Origin of the sequence: Pseudovibrio sp. Ad46 (genome assembly GCF_001623065.1) — a bacterium.
Lineage (GTDB): Bacteria > Pseudomonadota > Alphaproteobacteria > Rhizobiales > Stappiaceae > Pseudovibrio.
This window is the reverse complement of record NZ_LMCG01000085.1, coordinates 91,362-103,069: the sequence shown is the minus strand read 5'-3', so window position 1 is coordinate 103,069 and position 11,708 is coordinate 91,362. Positions and strand designations below refer to the sequence as shown.

Genomic DNA, 11,708 nt, shown 5'->3' with positions numbered 1-11,708 from the left:
GAGGGAACTCGGAAGTGAAACGCCCCTGCGCCAATGGTACTTCGTCTTAAGACGCGGGAGAGTAGGGCGCCGCCGGGCATGAATAATACACACCGACAAATCTCTACAAAATAAAACAGAACAAACACTATTTACCGCGGGGTGGAGCAGCCCGGTAGCTCGTCAGGCTCATAACCTGAAGGTCGTAGGTTCAAATCCTACCCCCGCAACCAAAGATACAAACCCGTTATCATTTCGATGACGGGTTTTTTGTTGTCTAAATTTTGAAACACGACAACTCCGGTTACCGCACCCTAGCCTTCATCTTTAAATGACTTGTCGCCGTAGATGAAGCGGGGGCCGCGGCCGTAGCTGGAGGCGGCGTCTCCGGCGTTGTAGAGCTCGCATTTGTCCAGAGATAGGCAGCCGCATCCCATACAGCCTTCCAACTGCGATCTCAAACGCTCCATGCGGGCGATACGCTCATTCAGATGAACTTTGAACTGCTGGCTCAAGCGTTGCCACTCAGCTTTGTTCGGAGCACGGCCCGGGGGAAGTGTCCCGAGTTGATCTGAAATCTCTTTGATGGTGAAGCCAAACTCCTGCGCGACTAACGCAAATGATAAGCGGCGGATGTCTGCACGCATAAAACGGCGCTGACCACCAGAGTTGCGGCTGGCGGTAACAATTCCCTTGGTCTCGTAGAAACGAATAGCGGAAGTGGTGAGGCCGGTACGGTCAGCTAGTTCACCGATTGTCATCACATCTGAGTGCTGCATAATATTCTCAAAAATAGTGCTTGACTTAAACTTAACTTGAACTCCTAAACAGGGTGTCATCAGAAGTCAAAAGAAAGGCTATTGCGATGACAAAGAGTTTTTTAGAGCACGTCAACATCACCGTTTCTGACCCAGTTGCGACCGCGGGCCGTCTTTCAGATTGGTTTGGCTGGAATGTGCGTTGGCAGGGGGCTGCCCGGGCAGGTGGAACAACCGTTCATGTTGGATCGGACGAGAGCTATATCGCGGTTTATTCCCTTGGAAACACCAATGCCACTCAAGAAGACAACTACGTCACTCATGGCAGCCTGAACCACGTTGGCGTAGTGGTTGATGATTTAGATGCGGTTGAGAAGAAAGTTTTGGCGGGCGGATACAAGACCCGAAACCACGCTGACTATGAGCCGGGTCGACGCTTCTACTTTGATGATGATGATGGCATTGAGTTTGAGATCGTCAGCTACGCATAATTCAATAAGTTACGGTGCAAGAGCGTTTCCCCATTATGAGGAAACGCTTTTTTTGTTTTACCAGAGGTCCAGTCCCAGAAGTTTCTTGCCGAGATCGGTCAGTTCTGCCGTTTTGGCGTTTTTCTTTTCCCAGTCTCGAGGGTCGCCGGGGAAGGACGCCCTTTGTGGTGGCTCCCTGTTGCGCCATTGATGGATGCGGTCTTGTCTGAGACCTTCATTGGCCTGCTCAGATGGGAACATGGAGATGTATTGAGCGATGCGCACTTTGTCTTTTGAGTTGTTGGGGCGGATGCCATGGGCGAGGAGGGCGTTGAAAATCATCAGGTCGCCCGGCTCCATTTCAATATTCTCGATCTCAAAGCCAGAGTAGTCCGGGTGTTTGGGGTCGCGGTCTTCTGGTTGGGTCTTGACCCATTCATCGAATTCTTCAAAGAGCTTCGGGATACATTGAAAGCCGCCGGTTTCTTCATCCTGTTTGATTAATGAAAGAACGCCCTGAACGCTGATTGGTTGAGGGCGCAGGGATGTGTCTACGTCCCAATGGATGAACCCGGGTTTGCCGTCGCGGTTTTTCTTGGGCGGATTGAGGTTTGCGCGGTCGATGCTGACCCAGAGGTCCTCCCGGTCCCAGATGTCTACGAAAGCATCGTAGACGCGTTGTTGCATACGGTTGTCCCACAGGTGCTGGTGATTATAGACTTCCAGCATACCCGCGTTGTTCAGCTCTTGCATTTTGTGAGCGCGGCGTTGTGGTGTGTACCAAGTTGACGGATCAGTGGGATCTTTTTCGTCAAACTCCCAAAGTAGATCGACCAGCCTTTTTACATTTTCCTGCGGGACGGCCTGACGTACAATGACATAGCCGCGGTTGATCCAGTGCTGCCAGTCTTCTTCTGATAAGACGCGCAGCGGTAGGGTCTTCTTGATGTCCTTCAACTGGGTGTCGGTTGCGGTTGAGCCCCAGTGATTGTCTGCAAGCAGTTCAGCGTCCATTTGGTCCTCCCAGATCCTTCAATGAACTTGTGAGTTTATTCACTCTGGTATGTGAGAGTTGTTCTAAACTAGCGGATACTGGTACTATTCTGGCGTCTTATTGGTTCAGAGGGTGAAATGCGGTCATATCTGGAGAAAGTGCCGGAGTCTGAAGACGGTTCATTCAAGGTGATGAACCGGCGTCTTCATGACGGCATTCCGTTCTCCTGGCATCACCATCCTGAATATGAGCTGACCTTGACGTTGAACTCTGAAGGGCAACGCTATGTGGGTGATCATGTAGGAGACTACGGGCACTCAGACCTTGTGCTGCTTGGACCTAATCTTCCGCATACGTGGGCGTCTAACAATCGGCCTGACGAGAGTGAACCGCATCAGGCATTGGTTATCTGGTTTGAGCCGGAGTGGATTGAGCGAATTACCAGCGAGATGTCAGAACTGGCTGGTGTTAAGAAGCTGTTTCAGCGGGCACTGGCGGGACTAAGCTTCAGTGATGCTGCGCGGCGGCGTGTGGTGCCCAAGATCGAGAGTTTCTTTGAGGAAGACCCGCTGGAGCGCTTGTTTATCGTTCTCAGGGTTTTGTCGGAACTCTCAGAGGATGAATATGCGATGCAGCTGGCGCATGATCCGGTTGTGCTTTCCAGTGCGGATGGTGGCAATGAGCGCATCGACAGGGTGTTGACGCTCATTCACTCCGAGTATGCGCGTGTGTTGACGCTGGAAGAACTAGCCGAGACGGCGGCGCTGAGTGTCTCCGGAGTGCACCGGCTGTTTCAGCGGCATACGGGACAGACGATCTCAGAGTACCTGAAGCGCATTCGGATTGGGGATGCGTGTGCGCAGCTTTCTGGTGGGGATGCGCCGATTTCGATGATTGCTCATAATGTGGGGTATTCGGCGCTGGCCAACTTTAACAGGCAGTTTCGCGCGGTGAAAGGTATGACCCCGCGCGAATACCGGACTAGGTTCAGAGAGTAGTAATCCCGCTACATCACTGCGCCGATCTGCCATGGGACGAACTCATAGTCGCCCAGTCCTTGCGCCTCTGACTTGCTGTGCTCGCCTGAGGCGACCTTGATCATCAGCTCGAAAAGCTCCGTGCCAACTTCTTCGACGGATCTGCCATCGGAGATGATGGAGCCTGCGTTGAAGTCCATGTCTTCTGGCATATGCTCAAAGAGTGGTGTGTTGCTGGCGACCTTGATTGTGGGGGATGGCTTGCTGCCGAATGCGGAGCCGCGGCCTGTGGTGAAGACGATCAGGTTGCAGCCGCTAGCGATCTGGCCAGTGACGGAGGCAGGATCGTAGCCGGGACTGTCCATGAAGACGAAGCCTTTGGTTTCAATCGGCTCGCCGTATTTGTAGACGCCTTCCAGAGCAGTGGTGCCACCTTTGGCGACTGCGCCGAGCGACTTTTCGAGGATAGTTGTCAGGCCGCCGCGTTTGTTGCCCGGTGAGGGGTTGTTGTCCATGGTGCCGTTGTTACGGGCGGTGTAGTCCTCCCACCAGCGGACGCGTTCCACGAGTTTCTCAGCGATCTTCTGGTTGGCGGCGCGGCTGGTGAGCAGGTGTTCTGCGCCGTAGATCTCTGAGGTTTCTGAAAGGACCGAGGTGCCGCCGTATTTGACGAGCAGGTCGGTGGCGTAGCCAAGAGCTGGGTTGGCTGTGACCCCGGACCAGCCATCAGAGCCGCCGCATTGCAGGCCGACCATGAGTTTGGAGAGTGGCGCTGGCTGACGAGAGGCTTTGTTGGCCTCTGGCAGCATGGCTTTGACTTTTTCTATGCCAGCTTCGATGGTTTTGCGCAGGCCGCCCATACCCTGAATGTTCATGAACTGAAATGTTGGTGACTGCTTCAAGCCGTAGGCATCCAGCAGGAAGTCGATCTGGTTGACTTCGCAACCCAGGCCGACCAGCAGAACGCCGCCGACATTTGGGTTTTTGACGTAGCCCCAGAGGACGCGTTGCAGGTTGGCAAAGCCCTCATTGTCGCCTGCCATGCCGCAGCCTGTGCCGTGAGCGAAGGAGGCGACACCGTCTACATTCTCAAACTGCAACAGGTCTTCATCGCTGAAAGCATCTGCGATGCGGTGAGCTGCGGTGGCGGAGCAGTTTACGCTGGTGAGGACTGCGATGTAGTTGCGGGTGCCGACACTGCCATCTTCGCGGTGATAACCGAGGAAGGTACGCTCTTCCGGGTGCTCGGCGTATTGCGTTGGTTTGTAGTCCTTGCAGAAGCTGTGGTGCACGCCGGGATCGGAAAACTCCATGTTGTGCGAATGCACATGGGCGCCTGCCTGAATGTCCGTTGTTGCGAAGCCGATGGTCTGGCCGAACTTGATCAGCGCTTGTCCCTGCTTGATGTCGTGTTCGGCGATTTTGTGACCTGCGGAGATATTGTCGAGGACCTGAAGATTGCCTGCCTGATCACCCGGCTGCAAAGCTCTTGTGGCGATGATGACGTTGTCCGCTGGCTGAAGTTTGACGCTGGCTGGAATGGGTGCCGACATTTCAGAGAGTTTCCATTGTTTTGGTGAGATAGAACTTTGCAGCGGTGCCACCAAAGATGGCCTCCCAGTCTGCCTGTGGCAGGTCAGCGGTGAGCTGCTCCACCATATCCACCCAGTTTTGATAGGTATTTGCGAGGAGAAGGACAGGCCAGTCGCTGCCGAACATGACGCGCTCCGGTCCAAAGCATTTCAGAATGTGAAAGGCATAGGGCGCGATGTCTTCGATCTCTGCGTTCTCGGAGGCCTCAGTCAGGAGACCTGAGAGTTTGCAGCAGACGTTGGAGGTGCGTGCGATGTCGCCGACGTGTTGGGACCACGTCTCGATGGCCTTGTTGCGGATATCCGGTTTGGCGCCATGGTCGATGACTGCGCGCAGGTCCGGGTAGCGGCTGAGGAAGGTTTTAAGGTGCGGCAGGTGCCGGGGCTGGACCAGCAGGTCGAGTGTCAGGTTGTTGTCGATGAGAGCCTGAATGGCGGGGCGCAGATTGTCCTGCAGCATCCACTCGTCGTCTTCAATGTCCTGTATCATCGGACGAATGCCGACGAGCTTTGGGTTTTGGGAGAGTTCACTGATGACTTCTGGCGCGTTCGCTGCTTCCATGTCTACCCAGCCAACAACGCCGAGGATCCAGTCGTGTGCTGCGGCCAGCTCCAGCATGAAGTGGGTTTCTTCGACTGTGTCTGCTGCCTGAACGAGGATGGTTCCGTCCATCTTGGCTTGGGTCAGCAGGGGTTGGATGTCACTGGTGAGGAAGTCGCGGTACAGGACGTTCAGCTCTGGCGTGAGCCAGCTGTAATCGCCGCGGGAAAGCTTCCAGAAATGGTGGTGGGCATCGATCCTAAGCATGCTTCACCTCTTGTTCGAAGAAGAGATTGCCAGAAGGGACGGGGGCTTCTGCGGGAAGAAGGTCTCGTTCTTTCAGTCGTGCCCAGAAGGCGTCGGGAATGTCGGCAGCGATCCATTTGAGGATGTCTTCCAACTCGCTGCGATTGCGCATTCCGGGAATAACGCTGGCGATTGCTGGGTGTGCGAGTGGGAAGTGCAGGGCAGCAGCTGCCAGATCAACCGAAAACTCCTGACAGCATTCTTTCAGTGCCGTCACATGGGCCAGAATTTCAGGCGGTGCGCTTCCGTAGTTCCAGGTGTTGCCGCCAACGAGGATACCTGAGTTAAACGGGCCGCCGAGAATGATGGAGGTTTGAGCCTTTGTGCAGGCTGGCAGCAAATCCTTGAGAGGGGCCTGCTCCAGCAGGGTGTAACGGCCTGCGAGGAGGAAGGCGTCCCAGTGGGCTTGCTGCATCAGCTCCATGCAAATGGCGGTCTCGTTCACGCCAAGGCCCATTGCTGAAATAGCACCTGAGGACTTGAGCTCCTGAAGGGCCCTGATGCCGCCTTGCAGGTCTTTCATATGGCGGCGGTTTTCTTCCGGGCCATGGGTTGCTGTGCCGATATCATGCACCAATAGGATATCAAGTCGGTCGAGACCGGTGCGGTGCAGACTGGCCTCGTAGGAGCGCATGATGCCGTCATAGGAGTAATCATAGGCCGGATGGAAGGGCAGTGGGTCTGGCCAGCCGAACTGGGCCGGGTTGTCTGCCATGCCCGGTTTCAGCAAGCGGCCAACCTTGGTGGAGAGGATGTAGTCGTGCTTGCGCACGGCATCTCCAATGACACGTTCGGAGCGGCCAAAACCATAGTAAGGGGCGGTGTCAATGTAGGTGAGACCAACCTCTTTGGCGCGATCCAATGTGCTCATAGACTCTTTGCGAGGAGCTGTTGCAAACAGCCCACCAAATGCTGCGCCGCCGATTCCCAATGTCGGCAGTTGCAGATCTGTTCCCCCCAATTGTCGATGAGCCAGCTTCCCTCCCAAGCCCATAGCAATTTCCTTATGTTGGCACTGTGCCGTAAATGCTGGTGATGTCCTTCGCTACCTGAGCGTAGGCTTGTTGAACGTCTTCAATTCCCGGTGCTTTGAAATCGTCAATGCGCTCCATGAATGGACAGCTGAGTGCAGCGACTGCGTTTCCATCTGGTCCCAGAATTGAGAAGGCCAGATTTGTAACGCCGACTGTGCTGGCAGATGGCATGCGTACGAAACCTTGTTCCTGTACTTCATCCAGAATGGCACGGAATTCATCGAGGCTCATCTCCGGTTCTCCGAGTGCGCGCTCATGCTGGTTGTACATGAGCTCTCGGATCTCCGGCTTCTGGAAGGCAGCGATTGCCCGTCCGGTGCCTGTGTTCCAGAGGCCGATGACCGAGCCGGTTTTGAGGACGAAGCTCCAGTTGCCCGGCGCTTCCACGCTGGCGACAACAACGATTTCTCCCTGATGCTCCATACCGATGTGGCTGGACTGGTGAACGTCCTTGGCCGTTTTGCGCATCATGGGCACCGCCGCTTCCAACAACCGCGTGACGGGTGGGTGGCGATGCGACATGGAATACATTTTCAGGCTGAGCTGAAAGCGGTCGCCCTCTATGGAGCGCGATACATACTCGCGGCGCACCAGTGTGGTGAGCATGCGGTAGATCTCATTGGGGGACCGGTCGAGTGCTTTTGCGATCTCTGCCTGAGACAGGCCGGATGCGTACTGGGACAGCAGTTCCAGAATATCTAGTCCCTTCTCCAAAGCAGGAGCGCGGTATTTTTCAGCTTTGTCTTGCGATGTCTGTGTGTCTGCCATGATCAGCTCTGTTTGATGTGAGCATATTTTTTGACGCAAAATTCGACCTTGTCAATTTCTAATTTACATTTGAAAGAAGTTTTTATATTTAAGTTATGCCATTATGTGATTTGGTGAACTGACGGATTTCTGCGGTCTTTGGGAGAGGGCCAACGGGTCACTTGCCTTTTGTTTTGACGATAAGCGGTGCTTCCTCTCTAATAATCCGAGTTTCAGGTCCGTTTGGCCGAGCCTATATTTTGAGAGATTCTGTCCGGGGGAGGACACATGGGACGATTGACTGGCAAGACAGCCCTTATCACCGCTGCAGGGCAGGGAATTGGCCGTTCTACGGTAGAAGCCTATGCTGCTGAAGGGGCGAAGGTTTTTGCAACAGACATTAACGAAGCTGCGCTTACAGAGTTGAATGCGATTGAGGGTGTGACCGGCCTGAGGCTGGATGTGACCAATGCAGATGATGTGCGTGACACTCTGGAAGTTACAGGGCCGTTGGACATTCTGTTCAACTGTGCGGGCTTCGTACACAACGGTACGATTCTCGACTGTGATGAAGATGCGTGGGACTTCTCTTTCAATCTGAATGTGAAGGCGATGTACCGCCTTTGCCGTGCAGCGATTCCTGGCATGCTGGAAAATGGTGGTGGTTCCATCATCAACATGTCGTCTGTGGCGTCGTCGTTGAAGGGTGTGCCAAACCGGTTTGTTTATTGCTCCTCCAAAGCAGCAGTGATTGGCCTGACCAAGGCAATTGCAGCGGATTTTGTGACCAAAGGTGTTCGCTGTAATGCGATTTGTCCGGGAACGGTCGACAGTCCGTCCCTGCATGACCGGCTGAAGGCCACAGGCAATTACGAACAAGCGATGAAAGATTTTATTGCGCGTCAACCTATGGGACGCATTGGCAAGCCAGAAGAGATTGCTGCGCTGGCCGTTTACCTTGGTAGTGATGATAGCGCGTTTACAACAGGTCAGACGCACGCCATTGATGGCGGTTGGTCAGTATAAGAAAATGGGTAGGATATGAAGCTTCTTAGATATGGTGAGCTGAACGCTGAAAAACCGGGTGTTCTGGATGCGGATGGCAACATTCGTGACCTTTCTGGTGTGGTTGGTGACATTGCTGGAGATACGCTCAGCGCGGACGGTCTTGCAAAAATTGCGGCGCTGGACCTGACCAGCCTGCCAGTGGTGGAAGGTAATCCGCGCATTGGTGCCTGTGTCGGCAATGTGGGCAAGTTCATCTGTATTGGCCTTAACTATTCCGACCATGCTGCTGAAGCGGGCATGGAAGTGCCAAAAGAGCCTGTGACCTTCTTCAAGGCGACCTCAGCTATTTGTGGCCCGAACGATGACATCGAAATTCCGCGCGGGTCTGTGAAAACAGACTGGGAAGTGGAACTGGGTGTGGTGATTGGTAAACACACCAAGTATGTGAGCGAAAAGGGCGCGCTGGATCATGTGGCCGGATATTGCGTGGTCAATGATCTGTCTGAGCGTGATTTCCAGCTGCACCGCAGTGGCCAGTGGGTGAAGGGTAAGTCTGCTGACACCTTTGGTCCAATTGGTCCGTGGCTTGTGACCCGTGATGAAGTTGAAGACCCGCAGAACCTTTCCATGTATCTGGAAGTGAACGGCCATCGCTATCAGAACGGTTCTACCAAAACCATGGTGTTTGATGTGGCGAAGGTGATTTCGCATCTGTCTCAGTTCATGAGCTTGCAGCCTGGTGATGTGATCTCCACTGGCACGCCTCCGGGTGTTGGCATGGGGCAGAAGCCAGAGACCTACCTGAAGCCGGGCGACAAGATGGAGCTGGGCATTGAAGGTCTTGGCGTTCAAAAACAGGTTACTTACGCTGCTGATTGAGGAGCGTGAGCTTGCTAAGCTCTGACGCCTTCACTAAGCTTTAAAGAACTCTCCGCTGCTGATCGTGGTGGAGAGTTTTTTTATGCGTTTTCAGGGGGAGAAAACTTTCATGACCAGCGTTTCAGAGCCAATCACATATTGCAGTTATGAAAGCCCGGTTGGGTCTTTGCTGATTGGTGGAGAAGCTGGTGGGCTGGAGTTTCTTCATTTTCCTGAAAGTGCACGCAGGCGGTTTGTTGAAGACGGCTGGGTGGAAGATGCCACGCCTTATGCGGACTTGATTGCGCAGCTTGAGGCTTACTTTGCAGCGGAGCTTAAAGAGTTCTCTTTGAACTGGAAGCTGATTGGTACTGATTTTCAGAAGAGCGTTTGGGAGCAATTGGCTGCAATCCCGTTTGGGGAAACGCGCAGTTATGGCGATGTTGCGAAAGCGCTAGGCAATCCGGGTGCGAGCCGTGCTGTGGGGCTGGCGAACAATGCGAACCCATTGCCGATTGTTATTCCATGCCATCGGGTGATTGGGGCGAATGGTGCTCTGGTTGGATTCGGTGGCGGGCTGGATACAAAAGTCTGGTTGCTGGATCACGAGGGTATTCCGCACGGAGCCGGTGCGAGCAAAGACCAGATGGCATTCCAGTTCTAAAACGGAACCCGCTTTAGAACCGGAGCGCAAAGCAGATCAATCAAATGTAAGCTGGAACTTGTTGTTCAGGATAAATGGCGCGCGGAAATCTTCGTTGATGAAGTAGTAGATGCCCTGCTCTTTATCATGGGTGATGTTGAAGCAGCCATATTCTTCTTTGCTCCAAAGACCGGTCCAGCTGGAGCAATACTGATTGTTCTCGATCTTGTAGCGCGCTTCGGATGGTTTTGCGTCGCCTTCTTTGATCCAGAGGGTGAGGCCAGACTCGGAGAAGTACTGGCGTGTTTCAGCAGCAAAGTGGATGCCTTTGATGGTTGAGCCGGTCAATAACTCAGTAATTTGAGTGTTGTTCAAAGTCACTTCATCAGCCAGTACAGGCGTTGCGCATGCGGCAATAGCAAGGCCTAAAATCACTTTCTTCATATTGTTTCTTTCCAGAGATAAATTGGGGCGATGGTCAGCTGTTTACCTGCCAGTCAGGAATGAGTTTGCCATTCAGTAAAGGTGCCGATTGGGCCAGGCAGGCTTAGATGTGCTTCCTGATCGCTGGTTTTTATCAGTGCAGATTTTTTTCTCAAATCACCTTTTTTTGCTTAAAATTTGCAGGTTTTAAATGGAAAAGGGCGCCCGATTGAGCGCCCTCTTTTTTGCTGATCCTGTTGTACTCAGGATGGTGTTGTTTCGGTTTCATCAAACTGAATGCGCACGATCCTGTCTGTTCCAGATTCTCCGCCCCATGCTTCGCCTTTACGTCCTGCCATCTGGCGAACGTCGGCGTCTGCTTTGTTGCTTGGGAAGCTGGTGAACTCTTCTGTATCCGGATCAAAATGGACGATGGCGTCGGCATCGAAATCTGTGAGCCAGACCTTATCGTTCTCATCGACATAGACCGAGTAGGGCAGTGGATCATTGCCGGGGAGACGCCATGCGCGCCATGTGTCTGCCTTCTGGTCGTATTCGCTGACCTGACCGGAGAGCCATTCACTGACCCAGAGCTTGCCTTCTGAGTTAGACCAGACCCGGCGGGCGCCTTGCTCTTTTGTTGGAGGCGTCACGATGCGGGCGCGTCCGTTGGTTCTGTCAATGTTGGCGATGTGGCTGCCGGCGAGGGACGCGTACCAGACATCACCTTGCGGCGTGACGGTGATGCCATAAGGGCCGGGGCCTTGAGGGCTTGGCCAGACTTCGATCTCTTGTGTGACGGGGTCAACGCGGCCATAGACGCCGTTTTGTCCGGTGAACCAGTAGATGCCGTCGTGGTCGAAGATGCCTGTGTTGAGGTTTGCGTCTGCAAACTCGGCAGGTAGCGGAATGAGGGTGACGGCGTCTGTTGCCGGATCAACGCGGGCGATGGCGTTTTGTCCGCCTTCGGTGACCCACATTGCGTTATCGGGGCCAAGCACCACGCCGTGTGGGGCTGCATTTTCGCCCAGTGAAACCGGGTGGAGTTCTCCATTGTCAGGATCAAGACGTGTGAGTGTGCCATCTGCCTGTCCGCAGTACCAAACCATGCCATCGGAATCGAAGCCAATGTCTCTGGAGCGCGCGCCTGAACGGGCGTCAAAATACGTGACTTTTGCGTTTTTGACAGAGTTTGTTTTTTCGCCTTCAGCGAAAACAGGACCAGCAACGATGCCCATGTAATAGGCGCTGGAAATTGTTAGGGCAGATGCTCCGAGAAACTCTCGTCTGTTCATCCTACCTCTCCCTTATGCCGTCTCCTTGGTGGAGACAATCGACTTGCCTTAATGCAAGGGAAAGGCGTGTCTATGGCAAACTA

General features: G+C 53.9%; 13 protein-coding genes and 1 tRNA gene. 6 read left to right on the top strand and 8 right to left on the bottom strand.

Annotation, left to right across the window (positions count from 1 at the left end):
- Positions 1-135: 135 nt before the first annotated feature.
- Positions 136-212: transfer RNA gene (locus PsAD46_RS27500), tRNA-Met, on the top strand.
- A gap of 81 nt (positions 213-293) precedes the next feature.
- On the opposite strand, the gene soxR is transcribed toward PsAD46_RS27500, so the two are convergent.
- Entirely contained in the window at positions 294-758 is a 465-nt protein-coding gene (soxR, locus tag PsAD46_RS27495) for a redox-sensitive transcriptional activator SoxR (protein ID WP_063291440.1), read from the bottom strand.
- A gap of 86 nt (positions 759-844) precedes the next feature.
- On the opposite strand from soxR, the gene PsAD46_RS27490 reads away from it, so the two are divergent.
- The gene (locus tag PsAD46_RS27490; protein ID WP_063308359.1) at positions 845-1,228 is read left to right on the top strand and encodes a VOC family protein; all 384 of its coding nucleotides are present in this window, start codon (positions 845-847) and stop codon (positions 1,226-1,228) included.
- A 57-nt stretch (positions 1,229-1,285) separates the two neighbouring features.
- On the opposite strand, the gene PsAD46_RS27485 is transcribed toward PsAD46_RS27490, so the two are convergent.
- Positions 1,286-2,221: a phytanoyl-CoA dioxygenase family protein gene (locus PsAD46_RS27485; protein ID WP_063308358.1), complete on the bottom strand. Its 936-nt coding sequence runs from the start codon at positions 2,219-2,221 to the stop codon at positions 1,286-1,288.
- Between the two features lie 117 nt (positions 2,222-2,338).
- On the opposite strand from PsAD46_RS27485, the gene PsAD46_RS27480 reads away from it, so the two are divergent.
- Positions 2,339-3,199 (top strand): AraC family transcriptional regulator, encoded by an 861-nt coding sequence (locus PsAD46_RS27480; protein ID WP_063290513.1) that lies wholly within the window; start codon positions 2,339-2,341, stop codon positions 3,197-3,199.
- 8 nt (positions 3,200-3,207) lie between these two features.
- Here the strand turns inward: PsAD46_RS27480 and PsAD46_RS27475 are convergent, their stop codons facing one another.
- Genes PsAD46_RS27475 through PsAD46_RS27460 form a run of 4 tightly spaced genes read right to left on the bottom strand, consistent with a single transcriptional unit; the run spans position 3,208 to position 7,419 of the window.
- Positions 3,208-4,731, bottom strand: a complete 1,524-nt coding sequence (locus PsAD46_RS27475) for an altronate dehydratase family protein (RefSeq protein WP_063308357.1) — start codon at positions 4,729-4,731, stop codon at positions 3,208-3,210.
- Between the two features lies 1 nt (position 4,732).
- On the bottom strand, positions 4,733-5,578 hold the full coding sequence (locus PsAD46_RS27470; RefSeq protein ID WP_063308356.1) for an amidohydrolase family protein: 846 nt from the start codon (positions 5,576-5,578) through the stop codon (positions 4,733-4,735).
- Positions 5,571-6,611 carry an aldo/keto reductase gene (locus PsAD46_RS27465; RefSeq protein ID WP_063308355.1) on the bottom strand — a complete coding sequence of 347 codons (1,041 nt, stop codon included), beginning with the start codon at positions 6,609-6,611 and terminating at the stop codon, positions 5,571-5,573. The genes PsAD46_RS27470 and PsAD46_RS27465 overlap by 8 nt, the downstream gene beginning before the upstream one ends.
- 10 nt (positions 6,612-6,621) lie before the next feature.
- The gene (locus PsAD46_RS27460) at positions 6,622-7,419 is read right to left on the bottom strand and encodes an IclR family transcriptional regulator (protein WP_063308354.1); all 798 of its coding nucleotides are present in this window, start codon (positions 7,417-7,419) and stop codon (positions 6,622-6,624) included.
- 267 nt (positions 7,420-7,686) lie between these two features.
- On the opposite strand from PsAD46_RS27460, the gene PsAD46_RS27455 reads away from it, so the two are divergent.
- The 3 genes from PsAD46_RS27455 to PsAD46_RS27445 all read left to right on the top strand — a co-directional run bounded on the left by PsAD46_RS27455 (position 7,687) and on the right by PsAD46_RS27445 (position 9,928).
- Positions 7,687-8,424, top strand: a complete 738-nt coding sequence (locus PsAD46_RS27455; protein ID WP_063291448.1) for an SDR family oxidoreductase — start codon at positions 7,687-7,689, stop codon at positions 8,422-8,424.
- A gap of 15 nt (positions 8,425-8,439) precedes the next feature.
- A complete protein-coding gene (locus tag PsAD46_RS27450) occupies positions 8,440-9,285 on the top strand; it encodes a fumarylacetoacetate hydrolase family protein (RefSeq protein ID WP_063308353.1) in 846 nt (281 codons plus the stop codon).
- Positions 9,286-9,394: 109 nt separating this feature from the next.
- Complete coding sequence (locus PsAD46_RS27445) at positions 9,395-9,928, top strand: methylated-DNA--[protein]-cysteine S-methyltransferase (RefSeq protein ID WP_063308363.1); 534 nt, start codon at positions 9,395-9,397, stop codon at positions 9,926-9,928.
- A gap of 36 nt (positions 9,929-9,964) precedes the next feature.
- Here the strand turns inward: PsAD46_RS27445 and PsAD46_RS27440 are convergent, their stop codons facing one another.
- The gene (locus PsAD46_RS27440; protein WP_063308352.1) at positions 9,965-10,351 is read right to left on the bottom strand and encodes a hypothetical protein; all 387 of its coding nucleotides are present in this window, start codon (positions 10,349-10,351) and stop codon (positions 9,965-9,967) included.
- A gap of 242 nt (positions 10,352-10,593) precedes the next feature.
- Positions 10,594-11,625, bottom strand: coding sequence for a hypothetical protein (locus PsAD46_RS27435; RefSeq protein ID WP_063308351.1), 1,032 nt, complete (start codon positions 11,623-11,625; stop codon positions 10,594-10,596).
- Positions 11,626-11,708: the final 83 nt, after the last annotated feature.

Bases quoted from the DNA above. Each gene is read 5' to 3' on its own strand.
- soxR (WP_063291440.1), bottom strand. From the start codon at position 758: ATGCAGCACTCAGATGTGATGACAATCGGTGAACTAGCTGACCGTACC.
- PsAD46_RS27490 (WP_063308359.1), top strand. From the start codon at position 845: ATGACAAAGAGTTTTTTAGAGCACGTCAACATCACCGTTTCTGACCCA.
- PsAD46_RS27485 (WP_063308358.1), bottom strand. From the start codon at position 2,221: ATGGACGCTGAACTGCTTGCAGACAATCACTGGGGCTCAACCGCAACC.
- PsAD46_RS27480 (WP_063290513.1), top strand. From the start codon at position 2,339: ATGCGGTCATATCTGGAGAAAGTGCCGGAGTCTGAAGACGGTTCATTC.
- PsAD46_RS27475 (WP_063308357.1), bottom strand. From the start codon at position 4,731: ATGTCGGCACCCATTCCAGCCAGCGTCAAACTTCAGCCAGCGGACAAC.
- PsAD46_RS27470 (WP_063308356.1), bottom strand. From the start codon at position 5,578: ATGCTTAGGATCGATGCCCACCACCATTTCTGGAAGCTTTCCCGCGGC.
- PsAD46_RS27465 (WP_063308355.1), bottom strand. From the start codon at position 6,611: ATGGGCTTGGGAGGGAAGCTGGCTCATCGACAATTGGGGGGAACAGAT.
- PsAD46_RS27460 (WP_063308354.1), bottom strand. From the start codon at position 7,419: ATGGCAGACACACAGACATCGCAAGACAAAGCTGAAAAATACCGCGCT.
- PsAD46_RS27455 (WP_063291448.1), top strand. From the start codon at position 7,687: ATGGGACGATTGACTGGCAAGACAGCCCTTATCACCGCTGCAGGGCAG.
- PsAD46_RS27450 (WP_063308353.1), top strand. From the start codon at position 8,440: ATGAAGCTTCTTAGATATGGTGAGCTGAACGCTGAAAAACCGGGTGTT.
- PsAD46_RS27445 (WP_063308363.1), top strand. From the start codon at position 9,395: ATGACCAGCGTTTCAGAGCCAATCACATATTGCAGTTATGAAAGCCCG.
- PsAD46_RS27440 (WP_063308352.1), bottom strand. From the start codon at position 10,351: ATGAAGAAAGTGATTTTAGGCCTTGCTATTGCCGCATGCGCAACGCCT.
- PsAD46_RS27435 (WP_063308351.1), bottom strand. From the start codon at position 11,625: ATGAACAGACGAGAGTTTCTCGGAGCATCTGCCCTAACAATTTCCAGC.